Annotated in this window: 15 protein-coding genes and 1 pseudogene; 6 read left to right on the forward strand and 10 right to left on the reverse strand. The window is 63.8% G+C overall.

What is annotated here, in order from left to right:
• Together HOLFODRAFT_RS25815 and creD are read left to right on the forward strand one after the other, a co-directional pair.
• Nucleotides 1–337, forward strand: a pseudogene (locus HOLFODRAFT_RS25815) (transposase); the annotation flags it as partial.
• Between the two features lie 291 nt (nt 338–628).
• A complete protein-coding gene (gene creD, locus HOLFODRAFT_RS20990; protein ID WP_005035773.1) occupies nt 629–1,498 on the forward strand; it encodes a cell envelope integrity protein CreD in 870 nt (289 codons plus the stop codon).
• Nucleotides 1,499–1,542: 44 nt separating this feature from the next.
• Here the strand turns inward: creD and HOLFODRAFT_RS23195 are convergent, their stop codons facing one another.
• From HOLFODRAFT_RS23195 to hflX, 10 genes are all read right to left on the reverse strand, one after another.
• Entirely contained in the window at nt 1,543–3,228 is a 1,686-nt protein-coding gene (locus HOLFODRAFT_RS23195) for a Kelch repeat-containing protein (protein WP_005035774.1), read from the reverse strand.
• Nucleotides 3,229–3,232: 4 nt separating this feature from the next.
• Nucleotides 3,233–4,591, reverse strand: a complete 1,359-nt coding sequence (locus HOLFODRAFT_RS25650) for a fibronectin type III domain-containing protein (protein WP_005035775.1) — start codon at nt 4,589–4,591, stop codon at nt 3,233–3,235.
• Nucleotides 4,588–7,098 carry a right-handed parallel beta-helix repeat-containing protein gene (locus HOLFODRAFT_RS24895; RefSeq protein WP_005035776.1) on the reverse strand — a complete coding sequence of 837 codons (2,511 nt, stop codon included), beginning with the start codon at nt 7,096–7,098 and terminating at the stop codon, nt 4,588–4,590. The genes HOLFODRAFT_RS25650 and HOLFODRAFT_RS24895 overlap by 4 nt, the downstream gene beginning before the upstream one ends.
• 44 nt (nt 7,099–7,142) lie before the next feature.
• On the reverse strand, nt 7,143–7,697 hold the full coding sequence (locus HOLFODRAFT_RS0212090; RefSeq protein ID WP_005035777.1) for a phage tail protein: 555 nt from the start codon (nt 7,695–7,697) through the stop codon (nt 7,143–7,145).
• A gap of 2 nt (nt 7,698–7,699) precedes the next feature.
• Nucleotides 7,700–8,188, reverse strand: coding sequence for a phage tail protein (locus tag HOLFODRAFT_RS0212095; RefSeq protein WP_005035778.1), 489 nt, complete (start codon nt 8,186–8,188; stop codon nt 7,700–7,702).
• Between the two features lie 11 nt (nt 8,189–8,199).
• On the reverse strand, nt 8,200–8,697 hold the full coding sequence (locus HOLFODRAFT_RS0212100) for a phage tail protein (RefSeq protein ID WP_005035779.1): 498 nt from the start codon (nt 8,695–8,697) through the stop codon (nt 8,200–8,202).
• The gene (locus HOLFODRAFT_RS21005) at nt 8,697–9,005 is read right to left on the reverse strand and encodes a DUF6916 family protein (RefSeq protein WP_005035780.1); all 309 of its coding nucleotides are present in this window, start codon (nt 9,003–9,005) and stop codon (nt 8,697–8,699) included. The genes HOLFODRAFT_RS0212100 and HOLFODRAFT_RS21005 overlap by 1 nt, the downstream gene beginning before the upstream one ends.
• A complete protein-coding gene (locus tag HOLFODRAFT_RS21010; RefSeq protein ID WP_005035781.1) occupies nt 9,002–9,499 on the reverse strand; it encodes a GNAT family N-acetyltransferase in 498 nt (165 codons plus the stop codon). Before HOLFODRAFT_RS21010 ends, HOLFODRAFT_RS21005 begins: the two co-directional genes overlap by 4 nt.
• Entirely contained in the window at nt 9,496–9,804 is a 309-nt protein-coding gene (locus HOLFODRAFT_RS0212115) for a hypothetical protein (protein WP_005035782.1), read from the reverse strand. Before HOLFODRAFT_RS0212115 ends, HOLFODRAFT_RS21010 begins: the two co-directional genes overlap by 4 nt.
• Nucleotides 9,805–10,155: 351 nt before the next feature.
• The gene (gene hflX, locus HOLFODRAFT_RS21015) at nt 10,156–11,298 is read right to left on the reverse strand and encodes a GTPase HflX (protein ID WP_005035783.1); all 1,143 of its coding nucleotides are present in this window, start codon (nt 11,296–11,298) and stop codon (nt 10,156–10,158) included.
• Nucleotides 11,299–11,419: 121 nt separating this feature from the next.
• On the opposite strand from hflX, the gene HOLFODRAFT_RS0212125 reads away from it, so the two are divergent.
• The 4 genes from HOLFODRAFT_RS0212125 to HOLFODRAFT_RS0212140 all read left to right on the forward strand — a co-directional run bounded on the left by HOLFODRAFT_RS0212125 (nt 11,420) and on the right by HOLFODRAFT_RS0212140 (nt 17,289).
• Nucleotides 11,420–12,727 (forward strand): PilZ domain-containing protein, encoded by a 1,308-nt coding sequence (locus HOLFODRAFT_RS0212125; RefSeq protein WP_005035785.1) that lies wholly within the window; start codon nt 11,420–11,422, stop codon nt 12,725–12,727.
• A 181-nt stretch (nt 12,728–12,908) separates the two neighbouring features.
• Entirely contained in the window at nt 12,909–14,444 is a 1,536-nt protein-coding gene (locus tag HOLFODRAFT_RS0212130; RefSeq protein ID WP_005035786.1) for a type I restriction-modification system subunit M, read from the forward strand.
• A complete protein-coding gene (locus HOLFODRAFT_RS21020; protein ID WP_005035787.1) occupies nt 14,441–15,556 on the forward strand; it encodes a restriction endonuclease subunit S in 1,116 nt (371 codons plus the stop codon). The genes HOLFODRAFT_RS0212130 and HOLFODRAFT_RS21020 overlap by 4 nt, the downstream gene beginning before the upstream one ends.
• A 95-nt stretch (nt 15,557–15,651) precedes the next feature.
• On the forward strand, nt 15,652–17,289 hold the full coding sequence (locus HOLFODRAFT_RS0212140; RefSeq protein WP_005035788.1) for an ATP-binding protein: 1,638 nt from the start codon (nt 15,652–15,654) through the stop codon (nt 17,287–17,289).

Raw genomic sequence — 17,289 nt, forward strand, 5'->3', positions numbered from 1 at the left:
GCCAATTCCCGGCTGATCGACGTGGGCCGGGCATGTCACCTTCCGCACCCGGGGCCAGCAGACCGTCACCCTCCACCCCATCGAGTTCCTGCGCCGCTTTGTCCAGCATGTCCTTCCGGATGGCTTCCATAAGATCCGGCACTTTGGCCTCTACGCCTCGGCCCAGGGTGGAGGTCTGCTGGAACAGGCCAGGGCCCTGCTGCCTGCTCCGAAACCCAGAGCCGAGGCGTGTCCAGCCGAAGGCACGGGGCAACGCTGCCCTCATTGTGGTGGTCTGATCCTCTGGCGACCGCTGATGAGTGAAGCCTCCAGGGCACCCCCGGCGGTGATGCCATGACTGTCAGCCTCTCAGCTATCCATCACCTGCACCACGACCTCCACCACGGCGGGACGGCGAAGCCCTGCTATGACGCCAACTCGGTCCAAGCCCCTGCCGGGACTGTCGGGCTCAGCAGTCAGCAATCCCTGGGCGACAGGGGACCTGGCGTCCCCAAAAGTGGATCAGCAGGCGCGATTTCCCCATAGCCCTCGCCCAACTCCCCCGCCGCTCCGGGCTTGTTCAACACCGCATTTCATCGGTGGGGGCTCCGTCTACCTGAGGCAGCCTCGCCCACGCCCCACCGACGAAATGCTCACTGTTTTCGACATGAGGGGCCTTCAGGGTCATCCCAAGGTCATCTGGAGGAAAACCCCCATCGATTTCCGATTGGCGGAGGCTGAAGACGGTCTGGGCCGAGCTCTGGAAGCGGAGCTCGGCAGTGCCCAGGAGCTGATGGGGAGCGGTGGCGCTTTCGAGATCCCCTCCCTCAAGCTGCTGGGCACCCAGGAATTCTCGGTGGCCCCGGTGGCGGAGGACACCCAGGTCCACCTGAGCTCCAACTGGGCCAGCCCCAGCTTCGGGGGGCGTTTCCTGCCTGAAACCCGGACAATCACCGCCAAGGGTTTCGAGGCCCGATGGCAGGTCCCGGGTCTGGCCAGGGATCTGGATGCCATCCTGGAGCATGGCGAGGGGCGGAATGGGGAGGTCTTCAGCGTCTCCTTCCTGGAGCCGGTGAACATCTATCTCCAGGCCGAGCGGGCCACCAAGTACGGCTTCCTCTTCGTGGGACTGGTCTTTGCCGCTTTCTTCTTCTTCGAGGTGCTCAAGCGCCTGCCCATCCATCCCATGCAGTACCTCCTGGTGGGGCTCTCCCTGGCCCTCTTCTTCCTGCTCCTCCTGAGCCTGTCGGAGCATGTGCCCTTCGTTTGGGCCTACGTCGCTGCAAGCGGCTCCAGCGTCCTGCTCCTGGGCTTCTACCTGGCCGGGGTCCTGAGGAGCTGGGCCCGGTCGCTGGGCTTCTCCGGGGCCATGGCCATCCTCTACGGGGTGCTCTACGGCCTTCTGGCTTCCGAGGACAACGCCCTGCTGATGGGGTCGGCTCTCCTCTTCGCGGTCCTGGCCGGAGTCATGGCGGCAACACGGCGTCTGGACTGGTATGGGGTGGGTCGGGCGGAGTGATGGCCATGATGCGTTCCTGCCGGGTCATTGACCCGGCAGGGTTCCTAATCGAGATTCCAGAGAATGGATGTCCCCAGGGGGGTATTGCAGTAGCCGCCGACGACCAGTACCTTCCCATCTCCCTGGAGGGTCGCGGTATGGGAGTGGTACCCCAGGGACGGGCCGGAGGCTGGGCTGAATTGGCCTGTAATGAGGTCATACCGCTCGAAGGAGGCCAGGCTCGCGCTGCCGTTCCAGCCTCCGGTGATCAGGACGTTCCCATCCTTGAGCAAGGTTGCAGCGTGGATCTGTCGCGCCACCAGCATGTTCCCGGTGGTTGTGAATTGTCCGGTCGCCGGGGCATAGCGCTCTGCGGATGCGAGGGTGCCGGTGCTGCCGATCCCGCCGGTGAAGAGCACAGAGCCGTCCGACAGGACTGTTGCGCAGTGGAGGTAGCGGCGTTCCCCCAGGGCCGTTGGAAGCAGGGTGAAGCTTAGCGTTGCGGGATCATAGATTTCAGCACTGGCCAGGGATCCGGCATCCCAGCCACCGGCCAGCAGTACCTTCCCGTCCTGCAGCAGGGTGGCGCTGTGAAAGATCCGGGCGGAGGGGGCATTCATCGTAGGGCTGGAACTTGAGCTTGCAGGGGTGAATATTTCGGCCTGGGCCAGGGGTTGGCCATTGGTGCCGCCCACGATCAGCACGGATCCGTCATTGAGGAGCGTGGCGGTATGCAGGGCGCGAGGGTGGATGAGGTTGCCAGCCTGGGTGAAGGTGCCCAGGGCGGGGTCGAAGATCTCGGCAGTCGCGACGAATCCCGTGCTGTTCCACCCCCCCAGGATCAGGACTCGGCCATCACCGAGCAGCGTGGCCGTCATGGATACCCTGGGTTGGCTCATGGCGGCCGACAGGGTGGTGAAGGAGCGGGTGGCGGGGTCGAAGAGCTCTGCGGAGGCCAAGGGGCCGGTGGAGGAACGCCCTCCCAGGATCAGGGTCCTCTGGTCAGCGAGGAGGACGGCGGCCTGGCCATATCTTGAAGTGCCCAGGTTCGGCACCTGGGTCAGGGACCCCGGCAGCACCTCCAGAGCGGCTTCCTGGCTTGTGGCTTGGCCGCCCCACGCGTTCTTCACCACCACCCTGAACGTGGCTCCATTGTCAGATTGCACAGCGGCAGGGGTGGTGTACTGGGCACCGGTGGCTCCGGTGATGTCTGAGCCATCCTTCTGCCACTGATAAGTGAAGGGGCCAGTACCGCTGACGCCGATGCTGAAGGTTGCAGTCGAGCCCACCGAGACCACCTGATTGGCCGGTTGAGTGGTGATGGCTGGGACCGACGGGTTTACCGTCAGGACGAGTTGGACGCTGGCGGAGCTTCCCGGGCTGAAGGCCGTCACGGTATAGGAGCCTATGGTCCTGGCTGCGGTGGGCCTGCCGGAGATGACGCCCGTGCGAGTGTCCAGGCTCAGGCCGGTGGGAAGGGCTGGCGTGACCGCATAGTTCCGGATGGCCGTTCCCTGGTGGCTCGGGGTGTTGGGGGTGATGGCCAGGCCAACGGTGTAGATGGCCGGGTTGGTGGCATAACTCAGATTCGAGATGGGCGAGGTGCTGCCATGAGAACCACGGCCACCGCAGGCTGTGAGCAGGAAGAGCGTGGCTGCCAGGAGCAGCAGGAAACCGGAGAAGCCAGGCCGCAGGCGCGGGGCGGTACGGGTTGTTCGGGCGAAGACTGCAGCGTTCGGGTGCGTTCGCATCGGATCAGCCCTCCATTTCCACGGTGAAGGCATCTGCGGATTCCCCGGTGCCAGCAGGAGAACTTACCTTGATCACCCCTGTGATAGCCCCTGGGGGCACGATGCAGGAGAGTTCGGTATCGGATACCACGGTGAAGATCGCTTCCATGCCTCCGAGGACCACGGAGGTGGCGCCGGTGAAGCCGGAGCCGCTCACCGTGATGACCTTGCCCACTGGAGCGGAGGAGGGGCTCACGGTCTGCACGAGGACCGCAGGCATGTGCGGCGTGGTGAAGTTCAGGAGGGACCCCGCTGCGGGCCCCCCTGCGTTCTCGGCCACGACGCGGAAGTAATACTGGGTAAGGGGTGCCAGATTGCTCAACTGGGCACTGACCTGGGTGTCACTCATGCCGGTGACCGGGCTCAGGGTGGCCGTGACTGAGAAGCCCAGCAATGCGGTGGGCCCGTACTCAAAAGTCACGGTGGTGCTCGAGTTCTGGGCGTTCACCGAGGCGTTCAGGGTGGCGCTGGTTGGCGTGACGCCATCGGCGGCCAAGGTGGTGGCATCCGGTGCAATGGCGCTGGTCGCGATGCCACTGGAGACTGCATATTCACTGGTGTGGCTTGAGCTCTTGGCTCGGACCCGGAAGTAATAGGTGGTCGCGGGCTTGAGGCTGGTCACCGTGGCGAAGAGCTCTGTCACCGAAAGATCATGGAAGCCGTCCAGAAAGCTGGTGAAGGTGCTGCTGGCGGAGACATCCAGAAGGTACCCCGTGGCGGCGGGGTTGCTGTCCCAGCCTGCCACGAAACCGGTTCCGGAGATGGCGGATGCCTGTGGCGAGGACGGTGCGCTCAGGGCGGCGGTGAAGGCAGTGCCCCCCTGGTCGTTCAGGACATTGACAAAGGAACGGCTGGTTGGCGAGAAGGAGAATCCGGCCTTGCTCGGGGTCAGCGAACCGGACCAGTTGTAGGAGACCGTGAAGCTGTAATTGCCGTTGCTGTCGGCGGTGGCGGTCTTTGCCCCACCATCCGCATAGGCAAGGGTGGCTCCGCCCACCCCGGTGTTGCCGGAGATCGTATAGGTGATGGCGGTGCCCACGTAGTCTTGGGCGGCTTGGTTGCTGAGGACGCTCGAATAGGCCTTGCTGGCGGGGGTGAAGGTGTAACCCGTTTTCGTAAGGGTCACCGTGCCGGACCAGTTGTAGGAGACTGTGAAACTGTAGTTGCCGCTGCTGTCTGCTGTGGCGGTCTTGGGCGCCCCATCGGTATAGGTAAGGGTGGCTCCGCCCACTCCGGCGTTGCCGGAGATCGTATAGGTGATGGCGGTAGCCACATAGTCCTGGGCGGTCTGGCTGCTGAGGACGCCCGTATAGACCTTGCTCACCGGGCTGAAGGTGGTGCCCGCCTTTGCAGGGGTAACCGTTCCGGACCAGTCGTAGGAGACCGTGAAACTGTAGTTGCCTGCGCTGTCTGCGGTGGTGGTCTTTGCCCCACCATCCACGTAGGAAAGGGTGGCTCCGCCGACCCCGGCATTGCCGGAGATCGTGTAGGTGATGGCGGTGGCGACATAGCTCTGGGTGGCCTGGCTGCTGAGGACGCCCGTGTAGGCTTTGCTTGCGGGGGTGAAGGCGTAGCCCGTTTTCGTAGGGGTAACCGTTCCGGACCAGTTGTAGGAGACCGTAAAGCTGTAATTGCCGTTGCTGTCGGCGGTGGCGGTCTTTGCCCCACCATCCGCATAGGCGAGGTGGCTCCGCTCACCCCGGCGTTGCCGGAGATCGTATAGGTGATGGCGGTGGCCAGGTAGTCTTGGGCGGTCTGGCTGCTGAGGACGCTCGAATAGACCTTGCTGGCGGGGGTGAAGGTGATGCCCACTTTTGCTGGGGTTACCGTTCCGGACCAGTCGTAGGGGACACTGAGGCTGTAGTTGCCGTTGCTGTCTGCTGTGGCGGTCTTGGGCGTCCCGTCGTCATAGGCAAGGGTGGCCCCGCCCACCCCGGCGTTGCCGGAGATCGTATAGGTGATGGCGGTGGCCAAGTAGTCCTGGGCGGCCTGGCTGCTGAGGACACCCGTGTAGGCCTTGCTGGCGGGGGTGAAGGTGGTGCCAGCTTTTGTGGGGGTAACCGTTCCGGACCAGTTGTAGGAGACCGTAAAGCTGTAGTTGCCGCTGCTGTCTGCGGTGGCGGTCTTGGGCGTCCCGTCGTCATAGGCAAGGGTGGCTCCGCCCACCCCGGCATTGCCGGAGATCGTATAGGTGATGGCGGTGGCCAGGTAGTCCTGGGCGGTCTGGTTGCTGAGGACGCTCGAATAGACCTTGTTGGCTGGGGTGAAGGTGGTGCCAGCTTTTGTGGGGGTAACCGTTCCGGACCAGTTGTAGGAGACCGTGAAGCTGTAGTTGCCGCTGCTGTCTGCGGTGGCGGTCTTGGGTGTCCCGTCGTCATAGGAAAGGGTGGCGCTGGCGACCCCGACACTGCCGGAGACCGTATAGACGATGGGGCTGGCAACGAAGTCCTGGCTTGTCTGATCACTCAAGAGGGCCGAGTAGGATCTTAAGCTTGGCGCGAAGGTGTAGCCTGCCCTGGAAGGGGTGACGGTGCCGGTCCAGAGGGGCGGAACCGTGATGCTGTAGAGACCGCTGGCATCTGCGGTGGCGGTTTTTTCCACCCCGTCTGTGTAGGTAAGGTTGGCCCCGGCGATTCCAGTGGAACCGCTGATGTTGACCGGAACGTACTCGTAGGCACCTGAATCCACGTTGCTGATACGGGCGACACCCCGCTGGTCCACCCCGCCTGTCTCCACGCCGTTGTCGATGGCGGGGCTGGTGCTGAGAAGGGGCCGATAGGGGGTGTGGCCGCCCAGGGCCAGGGCCAGATCCAGGGCCTGGAGCTTGGGGTCGGCGGGCACGGTCAGGGTACCGACCTGATCTCGGATGCCGAGGGTGAAGGCCACGTCTGCTTTGCACCCAAGGACATTGCCCCCCTGGCTGGCTACGAGCCCAGTGCCGTTCCAGTTGGGATCGAGGTCCGCGTACCTTGTGAGCAGCGTGACGTGCTGCCCAAGGCTGTTGCCGGACACGATGCAGTCCTTGAGGATCACGCTGCCATCGATGACGCTGACCCCGGCGGAATCATGGGAATTCAGGGAGAGGTTGTCCGCGATGGTGCAGCGGGTCAGGGTGGAGACGCTGCTGCCTGGGACATGGATGAAGGCTCCCCCCGAGTAGGCGATGTTGCCGCTCAGGGTGCAGTTGGTCAGGGAGACGGCACCGGCGTAGTTGCAGATGGCACTCCCAGCCCCGGCGTAGTTGTCGTGGAAGCTGGAATTCAGCGCGGTGAGGGTTCCCTGGTCCAGATGGATGGCTCCGCCCACGGGAGGATCGGTCGTCCGATCCTTGGCGAAGTTGTTGCTGAACCAGCAGCCATCCACGGTCACGGCAGACGCCCCCAGGATGCGGATGGCCGCTCCATTCTCGCCCGTGGAGGCGCCCGCCATGCCGGCGCCGGAAACATAGGCGTTGCGGAAGCGGAGGCCCGATAGGGAAACCGTCGCCGTGGCGATATCCATGATGCGGGTTCCGCTGCTGGGCAGAAGGGCGGGAGTGGTAGACCAGCCGCTGCCGCCGTCCAGGGTCAGGAGCTCGGCGCCGGGGCCGGTGATCGTGAGGGCCTTGCTGATCACGAGGGGCGTTCCGAGCGTGATGACGCTGTGGTCCGGGAGGTTGAAATCGACGGTGTCACCGGCGAGTGCGTTCGCGATGGCCTGCCGGAGGGAGCCTGCGCCTGAATCTGCGGTGCTGGTCACGGTGACCGTGCCGCCCACCAGGATGTTCCCCCATCCCGCCAGGGCGAAGACGAGGACCAGGAGGCGCATCAGATGGGTGGGGCGGCATAGCATGGACATCTCCGCAGAGGGGAGAACTGAACTCGGGGTGCGTAGGCTCAGGTTCGGGGGGGGAAGACGCCCTGGAGCGCGATGCAGAAGTTCAGGGTCAGATAGGGCTGCAGATTGTTGTGGGGCTGATCCCCCCCCGTGGGCACGATGGAGTCGCTCTTGAGTGCGACCACAGGGCTGTTCACCGGTGGATCGGCAAAGAACGGGGGCTGGGGCTTGGCCACCCCCAGAACCGTTTTGCCCGGCACAGAGGCCAGGTAATGCCCCTGGGGCAGGAAGGTATTCCCCTCGTCCTTGGCCTGGAGGCTGTGGGTGTGGCTGGGGATCTCGGATTGGAGCAGGGTCACGGTGTCAGACCCGCTCGTCTCGCCGAGGCCATGCAGGCTCAGGCCCGGCCCCTGGCCTGGGTGCATGGGGGCTCTGCCCTGGAGATCCGGCAGAGCGTAAGTGGACTTGCCGTCACCGCCATAGAAGGTGCCCAGAAGGGAGAAAAGGGCCGTGTTCTGGCTGAGGGGCAGGAGCTGGCCATCGCAGAAGGCCCAGCCCGTGGGCGCGAAGTTGAAATTGAAGATGCGGATTTCGGCTACGAAAGGGTCTGCCATGGCTAGCTCTGGCTCGGGAAGATGCCCTGGAGGGCGATGCAGAAGTTCAGGGTGAGAAAGGGCTGCATGTTCAGGTGGGCCTGGGATCCCCCCTGGCTGGTGAGGCTGCCTGCCGCCAGGGCCACGGAGGAGAGCTCACTGGCGTAGCGGGGGGTCTGGGGGAGCATGCCCCCGGTGCTGATGCTGGGGGAGAGTTCTGCCCCCTGGAGGAGGTGGGTGTGGGCCGGGAGTTCCGCCTGGCTGAGGGTATGGGCCTGTTCGCCGCCCCGCTCGCCCTGGGTGTGGCCGTTTCCCGTATGCATGGGGACCCTGCCCCGCAGATCCGGCAGGGCGAAGTTGACCCGGCCATCTCCGCCGTACGTGGTGCCCAAGAGGGAGAAGAGGGCCTGGTTCTGGTTGATGGGCAGGAGTTGGCCATCGCAGGTGGCCCAGCCCTTGGGGGCGAAGGCGAAACTGAAGATGCGGGTTTCCGCGAGGAAGGGTTCAGCCATCGGAACGCCTTTCAGGTCTGACTGGGGAAGATGCCGAAGAGCGAGATGATGAAATCCACGCAGAGATACGGCTGGAAGTTGCTGTGGGGCTGGGATCCACCGATGCTGGTCACCGAGCGGGCATCCATGCTGAAGGTGTTCCCCGTGCCGTCGGAGTAGATGGGTGACGCGGCGAGCCGGTGATCCGTGGGGGAGCTCAGGCCCCCTCTGGCGTCCGTGGCGAGCAGGGTGTGGCTGTGTGCCGGGATCTGGGGGGTGGTGAGGGTGACCGTCTCCGTCCCGCCGGTTTCAGCGAGGGTGAAGCCGTTCCCGAAGTGGAGGGGGAGGCGACCCCTCAGATCCGGCAGGGCGAAGGTGCTTTGCCCATCGCCCCCGTAGGTGGTGCCTATGAGGTTGAAGAGGGTCTCGTACTCGGAAATGGGCAGGAGCTGGCCTTCGCAGAACATCCAGCCAGCGGGAGCGAAGTTGCCGGCGAAGATCCGGATTTCCCCGACATAGGGTTGGGCCATCAGGCACCTCCATTTGCAGGTGCCTGGGGGGCGGACCTCAGGCGGTTGAAGATGGCCTCATAGGTGTAGACCTCTGGTCGGGGGTCCTGCACGGGCACCAGAAAGAGGTCCAGTGGATCCAGCCCGGCATGGGTCAAGCGCTTGGTCCCCTGGGGGAGCAGCGGGGAACGGGGCCCCGTGAAGCGCAGGGAGAAACCTTCTGTGGCTGAGGTCTCGAAGACCTCCACCGCTTCAAGCGTGAGGACGCAAGGGCCTTCCTGGACCTCGAAGCCTGTGCCCAGCCAAGGTCGGAACTGGTCAGGGGTCATGGGGTCACTCCTGGGCATAGGGGCTGGCGTTCCATCCGCAGGTTGATGCCGTGGGTGCCTACGGCCTCGAAACCGAGGCGCTGGTACCAGGCCAGGACGGGATTGTTCAGCTCGACATGCAGGCTGAGGGGCAATCCTGTGCGATCGGATTCCTTCAGGAGCTCCACCAGCATCTGCCGCCCCAGGCCCTGGCCCCTGAAGGAGGGCAGGAGGGCCAGGTCCATCAGGCGGATTTCCTTGGGCCAGCGGGCCACGTAGCGCCGCCCGGCGGGAATACCGTCCACGAGGGCCAGCTCAAAGGCGGCACCCGGGTAGTGGGTCTGATAGTGGTGGTGCTGGAGGCGGAACTGGTCCAGGAGAAAGGCCCGGACGGTCTCGGGGCTCCAGGAGACCTGGCTCATCTCATCGGCCCGGGCCGAGGCATACAGCTCCGCGAGGAAGGGCAGGTCGTCGTCTTGGATGGGACGGAATCCCAGAAGGGGTCCCGTGGTCACAGGGCCTTCCAGTCCCGTCCGTTCGCATCCAAACGCAGCCGGATATCATGCCTGCCCTGGAACTTCAGGTCGGCGAAGACCCCCTCTCTTTCCTGGCGCACCCGAAGCACTTCGTAATCGGGGCCGAAGCTGGCGTGGCGGGTCCAGGACTTTCCTTCACTTGGCGAGGTCAGGATCTGGCCGTCTGCTCCCGGACGGAAGCGTGGCAGAGGCTCCTTGCTGTCACTTGGCAGGACAGGTTTTGCCGCCAGGAGACCCGCTCCCAATGAGAGACCGCAGGCCTTCAGAAGCTGGAACCTATCCATGTTCGAACTCCGGTAGCAGATGAATGCCAACGATTATTGGACTCTAATGTCCAGGCGCCGTCAAACACCAGCTCATAAAAAATCGGGTTGAACTGTTTGATTGGCGCGGTGTGTGGCAACTTGCTATATATTATAAATATACAACACTAGGGGAAGGCTCCGCTCTGGGCCCCCCTGTTCCAGACTCGGGATGGCTGCAATCGATGTGATTGATAAATTTAAAAAATATTCAATAAGAATGAGATCGACTTTGTTTCAGTATGTGGCGGTCTTGGATGTGTTGTGATCATTGTTGATAAATAGATATGGGTTCCCCTCCCGCAATGGCCGGAAGCCATCCATGCAGAGGCCCTACTGGGGCTTTTCCCACTCCTCCAGCTCCCGGGGCTGGGGAGGCCCGGGGATCAACTCCATGAGCCAGCCCCGGACATCGTCGATGCCGTCCCCTGTGAGGGCGCAGGTGAAGGCTGCGCTGGGGTGGAGGCGCTTGAGATCCAGGCGCTGGGGACGGGTCATGCGGTCGATCTGGTTCAGGATGAGCAGGCGGGGCAGATCCCCGCAGCCGATCTCCGCGAGGGTATCCCCCACGACTTTGAGGTGATCCTCCAGCTCGGGGCTGGCGGCGTCGGCGACGACCAGGAGGGCTTCGGCGGTGCGGACCTCGCCGAGGGTGGAGCGGAAGGCGGCCACCAGCTGGTGGGGCAGCTTCCGGATGAAGCCCACGGTATCGGATACCAGGACATGGCGGGGCATGCCCGTCTCGGGGTCGTGTCCAAGCCAGGCCTTGCGGGTGGTGGTGTCCAGGGTGGCGAAGAGCATGTCCCTGGGCTCGCCCTCGCCGGTGAGGGCCTTGAGCAGGCTGGTCTTGCCCGCGTTGGTGTAGCCCACCAGGCAGACCCGGGGGATTCCAGGGGCCCTGCCCGATCGCTGGGTCTCCCGGACCCGCTCCAGATGCTCCAGCTCCCGCTTGAGCTGGCTGATGCGCAGGCGGGTCATGCGCCGGTCCACCTCGATCTGGGTCTCGCCGGGGCCGCCCCGGACACCGACACCGCCCACCTGGCGCTCAAGGTGGGTCCAGGCCCCCTTGAGGCGGGGCAGCTCATATTCATAACGGGCCAGCTCCACCTGGGCCTTGGCCTCCCGGGTCTGGGCACGCTGTTCGAAGATGGCCAGGATGAGGCCCGTGCGATCCATGCAGCTCATGCCCGTGGCCTTCTCGATGTTGCGGACCTGGCTGCCGGAGAGCTCGTCGTCGCAGAGCAGCATGGTGGCCCCCAGCTGCCGGGCATGGGCGGCGGCGCCCTCCAGCTGCCCCTTGCCGAAGAAGGTCCGGGCTTCCAGCTTGGGACGCTTCAGGTGCTGCTGCCCCACGGCCACCATGCCGCAGGCTCGGGTCAGTTCCGCCAGTTCCTTGAGGTGCTCCTCGACATCGTGTTCTCGGTCGTGGGGCCCAACGTGGGCCAGAAGATAACAGCGGTCGGGGTTTTCGGTCATGGAGTGAAGCATTCCTCAATGTGGTGCAAAGAACAGGATAGCGGAGAAGGACCGGTGCTATAGAATGGGGCCAATACTCCATTCCGTCGATCCGGCGCGGAAAATTCCTGTTGGGTGCTGCATGGCCTTGTTTGGCTTTGGCAAAGAGAAAAAGGGTGGGGACGCGTCCGAGACCGTCCTCGCCTACCTTGAGGACGCTCAGCGGGTCCGTGCGCCGATCACGGTGCTGGACGCCCGCAAGAAGTCCGCTTCCGCCACCATCCAGGGGATCAATGAGGGAGAGGGCACCCTGACCCTCCAGATGGGGGGGCCCCTCGTGGGGGCCGAAAAGGGGTCCCGGATCGATCTTGTGTTCATGGCCGATGCCCTGAGGGTGGGGGTCTCCACCAAGGCCACGGAGGTGCGCTCCGGGGCAATGGTCCTGGAACTCCCCGAGGCCATCGAGCTCATGGAGCGCCGCGCCTCACCCCGTGCCCGCCTGAATCCGAAGGAAGGGGCCACCCTGACGGCCCTCTCCAGCATCTTCGAGGGCGTCGGGCTTTCCGGCCTTCTGGAGAACATCTCCGAGGGGGGATGCCGGGTCCGGGTTGAAAAGGCCATCAACATCAAGGATGAGAAGCGTCTGCCCCTGGGGGAGGCCCTGCTGCCCGTGGGGCACCCCTTCATGCTCCTGAAGCTGAACAAGGTCCCGAAATGTACCGCCGCCATGGAGCTGGCGGGTAAGGTCGCCTATCTGGAGAGCACCGCAGGCGGGCTGGTGGTGGGCTTGGCCTTCGAGAAACCCCGGGCTGATCTGGCGGCCATGATCCGCAACCTGGTTTCCTCCCGCTGCGCGAGTGTGCCCTCCACGCTACCCCCAAAAACACGTCGGCGGCAGGAAGCTGTCGGAGAGAGCCTCCTCCCGGAAACCCCCAGGCCCCGGCAAGTCCCAGGGCATGAGGAACACCCTCCCAAGCCTCTGCCCCCTGCGGTGATTGAGGCCGCTCCCGAGCCCACAGCCGTAAACACCACCGAAGTGGTCGCTCCTCCTCGGAATAATGCCCTTGTCCGTCTCAAGAAGCGCTCCCGGGCGGTGGTGGTCCTGGTTTCCACCCAGGAACACGCCGACGAACTATCGGCTTTCATGGATGCCCAGGGCTATGGCCGGGTCTTCATGGCCCTGGGCCTGGGGGAACTGCGGGAGCTGCTTCGGCAGCCGAACCTGGGGCTCCTGCTCCTGGATTGCGACGCCAGTTTCCTTGATCTCCTGGAGGAGGTGCGTTCGCTCCGGGACGAGTTCCATGAGCTTCCCCCCATCGTAATGGCCGCCGAGGAGGTTTCCCGGGGCACGGTCATCGCCGCCCACCGAGTGGGGGTGAGCCAGCTTCTGATCAAGCCCTACGCCTTGGACGAGGGTTTCAACAGCACGCTGGAGGATTTGCTGGAGTAGTTCAAAGGGCCTAGCCAGGGTGTTTCGTGCGGGCAGACGCCCTCGCGCGCATCCCATGAGGCACGTCAGGCGCTGTCCTGTGGCCTGCGGATAGTCTGGAGACATCGGGAGTCGGCCTGCCACGGGATGGGCATGCCACAATGATCTCTTCCAATCCGCACCACGCCTGAGGTTACGCTGCATGCTCACCGGTGAAATCCGCAATCAAGTCGATGCCATCTGGAACGCCTTCTGGACCGGGGGGATCAGCAACCCGCTGGAGGTCATCGAACAGATCACCTACCTGCTCTTCCTGCGGCGCCTGGACGAGCTGCACACGGTGGAGGAGCTCAAGGCGAACCGCCTGGGCAAGCCCATGGAGCGGAGCGTCTTCCCGGAGGGCAAGGATCCCAAAGGGCGCCCTTACGCGGACCTGCGCTGGTCACACTTCAAGCACTTCGAGGCCCGGGAGATGTTCGGCGTGGTCGCGGACCACGTCTTCCCCTTCCTCCAGCAGATCGGGGGGGACGACAGCACCTACGCCCACCACATGAAGGACGCCCGCTTTACCATCCCCAAGGCCGACCTGCTGGCCAAGGTGGTGGACATGATCGACAAGGTGCCCATGGAGGACCGGGATACCAAGGGCGACCTCTACGAGTACATGCTGGGCAAGATCGCCAGCGCCGGGCAGAACGGCCAGTTCCGCACGCCCCGCCACATCATCCAGCTCATGGTGGAGCTGATGGAGCCCAAGCCCACCGATTTGGTAGTGGATCCGGCGGCGGGCACCTGCGGCTTCCTGGTGGCGGTGGGCGAGTACCTGCGGCAGCGGCACCCGGAGATCCTGCGGGACCCCAAATCACGGGAGCACTTCCACCACCGGCTCTTCCACGGCTTCGACTTCGACAACACCATGCTCCGCATCGGCAGCATGAACCTGCTGCTCCATGGCGTGGAGAACCCCGAGGTGGTCTACCGGGACAGCCTCAGCCAGGACCACGCCGGGGAGGACGAGAAATACACCCTGGTGCTGGCCAATCCCCCCTTCGCCGGGAGCCTGGACTACGAGGGCACCGCAAAAGATCTGCTGGCCATCGTGAAGACCAAGAAGACCGAACTGCTCTTCCTGGCCCTCTTCCTCCGCCTCCTCAAGCCCGGCGGTCGGGCGGCGGTCATCGTTCCCGATGGGGTCCTCTTCGGCAGCAGCAAGGCCCACAAGACCCTGCGGCAGAAGCTGGTGGAGGAGCAGAAGTTGGAGGCTGTCATCAGCCTCCCCGGCGGGGTCTTCCGGCCCTACGCGGGGGTGAGCTGCGGGATTCTCATCTTCACCAAGACCAACAGCGGCGGCACGGACCAGGTCTGGTTCTACGACATGCAGGCCGATGGCTGGAGCCTGGATGACAAGCGCAACCCCCTCCTGCCCGAGGAGAAACTGGGGGCCCTGGCCACGGGGCTCAGCGGAGAGGAACACGCCAAGAACAACCTCCCCGATGTCCTGGCGCGGTGGGCGAAGCGCAGCAGCAGCGAGCGGGAGAATCCCCGCACAGCCCAGAGCTTCTGCGTGCCCAAGGCCGAGCTGGCCGCCCAGGGCTACGACCTCAGCCTCAACCGCTACAAGGAGGTGGTGCATGAGGTGGTGGAGCACCAGAGCCCCAAGGCGATCCTGGCGGAGCTGAAGCAGTTGGAGGAGGAGATCCAGCGGGGGATGGTTGAGCTGGAGGGGATGCTGGGATGAAGCACGGCTGGAAAGTTTTCCCCTTCACCGAAGCGATTGAGGACGTTTCTGCCGGAAACCTGAAAACCCCTCAAAGTGAGTTTCTAGTCTCCGGGCAGTTCCCAGTCGTAGACCAGGGGAAGGCCCTGGTTGCAGGTTATGGGAACGACCCGACAAGACTATGCAAGACCCACTTGCCTGCGATCGTTTTTGGCGATCACACTCGCTGCTTCAAGTTCATCGACTTCCCGTTCTGCATAGGAGCTGATGGCGTCAAGGTTCTGCGGCCCAAAGTTGAAGCAGACGAGAAATACCTTTTCCACTTCTTATGCAATGTCGAGCTGATTGATGCAGGCTATGACCGCCACTTCAAGCACTTGAAGAGGATCGATGTCGTAATCCCCCCCCTCCCCGAGCAGCGCCGCATCGCGGCGATCCTCGATCAGGCCGAGGCCCTGCGCGCCAAGCGCCGTGCCGCCCTCGCCAAGCTCGACACACTCGCCCAGAGCATCTTCATTGAGATGTTTGGCGACCCGGCTCTTAATCTGAGGAAATGGCCCATATCCACCATTGCCGAGGTTGCCGAACAAGTAACAGATGGGGAACACCTGACTCCACTCCGGTCAAGTGAAGGAATCAAACTTCTTTCGGCAAGAAATATTCGGGACGGTTTCATCGATTTCGGCAATGTCGACTATATTCCGCAGTCTGAGCATGAACGCATCAAACGCAGGTGCAATCCATCCCGCGGAGATGTATTGATCTCCTGTTCAGGGTCGATAGGACGTGTTGCATCGGTCGAAGTGGACGAACCTTTTTCCCTTGTTCGGAGCGCAGCACTAGTGCGGCCACGGAGTTCGGTCATTCACAATAAATTCCTTGAGCATTACCTGCGCACACCTGCGTTAAGGGCGCGGATGGAAAAGCGCGCCAATGCATCCAGTCAAGCCAATTTGTTTCAAGGACAGATCCGTGAACTGCCAGTGCTAGTTCCCCCCATGGCCGAGCAACGGCGATTTGTAGCCCTTATGATGGCTGTCGATCAGCTTGCTATCCCCTATCACACATCGGCGCTACACCTCGACTCCCTCTTCGCCTCCCTCCAGCATCGCGCCTTCCGTGGTGAGCTGTGACACAGCGCCTCCAACCTGGGTATAACTGGACCATCCACAACATCCCCCTCGGGAAAATCCATGACGAAATTCATAGCCTTAAGGACCTTTGAAGCATGATCCCCCTCGAATCCCAGGACTACGATCGGAAGTCGCTCCGCACGGTCACGGGGAAGACGGCGGACTGGGATGAATTGGCCAAGGACGCCGTGGCCTTCGCAGCGGCCCGGGGCGGGAAGCTGCTCATCGGCATCGAGGACGGCCAGGAGTTCCCGCCCCCGGGTCAGATCCTGGACCGGGCGCTGCCCGACAAGGTGCGGAAGCGGCTTCGGGAACGCACCGTGAATCTGGAGCTCATTCCGGAAATCCGCGTAGCCCCCAATGGGGCTGAGTATCTGGAACTGCTCATTCCCAGGTCCATCGCGGTGCCTTCCACCTCGGATGGCCGCTTCTTCATCCGCGTGGGGGACAACTCGGTGCCGGTGGTGGGCGACGAGGTGCTGCGCCTGGCCACGGACAGGTCCTCGGTGCCCTGGGAGACCCTCCCCTCCGGCGTGCCCCGCCATCGGCTGGACCCGGAAAAGCTGGCTTCCCTCATCGCCCGCCTCAGGGCCTCCGAGCGGGTCAAGGCCTCGGTCAAGGCCAAGACCGACGAGGAATTGCTGGAGCACTACCTTCTGGTGGATGGCGACCAATTGACCCACCTGGGAGTGCTTTGCGTGGGGCGCCGGGCAGACCGGGTGCGCCTGGGAACGGCCCCGGTGGTGCAGGCCCTGAAATTCGACGAAACGGGGCAGCGGGTCAACAAGTGGGTGTGGGATGAACACGAACTCACCCCCATGGAGCTGGTGGATGCGGTCTGGCATGGGATCCCCGAATTCCAGGAGCGCTACGAGCTGCGGGAGGGGTTGTTCCCCGTATCGGTGCCCATGTTCGACGAGGCGGTGGTGCGGGAGCTCCTGGTGAATGCCCTGGTGCACCGCCCCTACACCCAGCGCGGGGACATCTTCCTGAACTTCTACCCGGACCGCCTGGAAGTGGTGAATCCGGGACGCCTTCCCATCGGGGTGACGCCGGGTAACATCCTCCACAAGTCGGTGCGCCGGAACGATGAGCTGGCCAGGATCTTCCACGACCTGAACCTGATGGAGCGGGAAGGCTCGGGCTTCGATCTGATGTACGAAATCCTCCTGGGCCAGGGCAAGCCCGTGCCCGTGCCCAGCGAGGGGGCAGACAGCGTGATGGTGATGGTCCAGAGGCGCATTCTCAAGCCGGAACTGATCGGCTTGATGACCCGCGCAGACCAGGCCTTCCAGCTTTCCCAGAAGGAGAAGATCACCCTGGGCACCCTGGCCCTTTCGGATGGCCTGACGGCCCAGGAATTGTGCGCCCGGCTGGAACTGGGGGCTGCTGAGGCTCTGAAGCCCTGGTTGGGGCGACTGGAGGGTTTGCGTTTGGTGGAGACTACGGGACGGACCAAGGCCACACGCTACTTTGTGCCGCCCAAAGTCCTGAGCACCCTGGAAGTGGAACCCCACACCACCCTGGTCCGCATCGAACCCCACCGCCTCCGGGCGCTCATCCTGGAGGACATCAAACGGTACCCGGACTCTGGCATCGGCCAGATCCATGCGCGGATCGGTTCCGAGATCCCCCGCACCCAGGTGAAACGCATGATCGACGAACTCGCGATCCAGGGCCACCTCGATGCAACCGGACTCAACCGGGGCCGCAAGTACCGGATCAAGCCATGA

The sequence above is a fragment of the Holophaga foetida DSM 6591 genome, from assembly GCF_000242615.2.
GTDB classification, from domain to species: domain Bacteria; phylum Acidobacteriota; class Holophagae; order Holophagales; family Holophagaceae; genus Holophaga; species Holophaga foetida.

Excerpts from the sequence above, each read along its gene's own strand:
- HOLFODRAFT_RS0212130 (WP_005035786.1), top strand. The coding sequence starts at position 12,909 with ATGCTCACCGGTGAAATCCGCAATCAAGTCGATGCCATCTGGAACGCC.
- HOLFODRAFT_RS24895 (WP_005035776.1), bottom strand. The coding sequence starts at position 7,098 with ATGCTATGCCGCCCCACCCATCTGATGCGCCTCCTGGTCCTCGTCTTC.
- HOLFODRAFT_RS23195 (WP_005035774.1), bottom strand. The coding sequence starts at position 3,228 with ATGCGAACGCACCCGAACGCTGCAGTCTTCGCCCGAACAACCCGTACC.
- hflX (WP_005035783.1), bottom strand. The coding sequence starts at position 11,298 with ATGACCGAAAACCCCGACCGCTGTTATCTTCTGGCCCACGTTGGGCCC.
- HOLFODRAFT_RS21005 (WP_005035780.1), bottom strand. The coding sequence starts at position 9,005 with ATGACCCCTGACCAGTTCCGACCTTGGCTGGGCACAGGCTTCGAGGTC.
- HOLFODRAFT_RS0212095 (WP_005035778.1), bottom strand. The coding sequence starts at position 8,188 with ATGGCTGAACCCTTCCTCGCGGAAACCCGCATCTTCAGTTTCGCCTTC.
- HOLFODRAFT_RS0212125 (WP_005035785.1), top strand. The coding sequence starts at position 11,420 with ATGGCCTTGTTTGGCTTTGGCAAAGAGAAAAAGGGTGGGGACGCGTCC.
- creD (WP_005035773.1), top strand. The coding sequence starts at position 629 with ATGCTCACTGTTTTCGACATGAGGGGCCTTCAGGGTCATCCCAAGGTC.
- HOLFODRAFT_RS0212090 (WP_005035777.1), bottom strand. The coding sequence starts at position 7,697 with ATGGCAGACCCTTTCGTAGCCGAAATCCGCATCTTCAATTTCAACTTC.
- HOLFODRAFT_RS21020 (WP_005035787.1), top strand. The coding sequence starts at position 14,441 with ATGAAGCACGGCTGGAAAGTTTTCCCCTTCACCGAAGCGATTGAGGAC.
- HOLFODRAFT_RS0212115 (WP_005035782.1), bottom strand. The coding sequence starts at position 9,804 with ATGGATAGGTTCCAGCTTCTGAAGGCCTGCGGTCTCTCATTGGGAGCG.
- HOLFODRAFT_RS0212100 (WP_005035779.1), bottom strand. The coding sequence starts at position 8,697 with ATGGCCCAACCCTATGTCGGGGAAATCCGGATCTTCGCCGGCAACTTC.
- HOLFODRAFT_RS0212140 (WP_005035788.1), top strand. The coding sequence starts at position 15,652 with ATGATCCCCCTCGAATCCCAGGACTACGATCGGAAGTCGCTCCGCACG.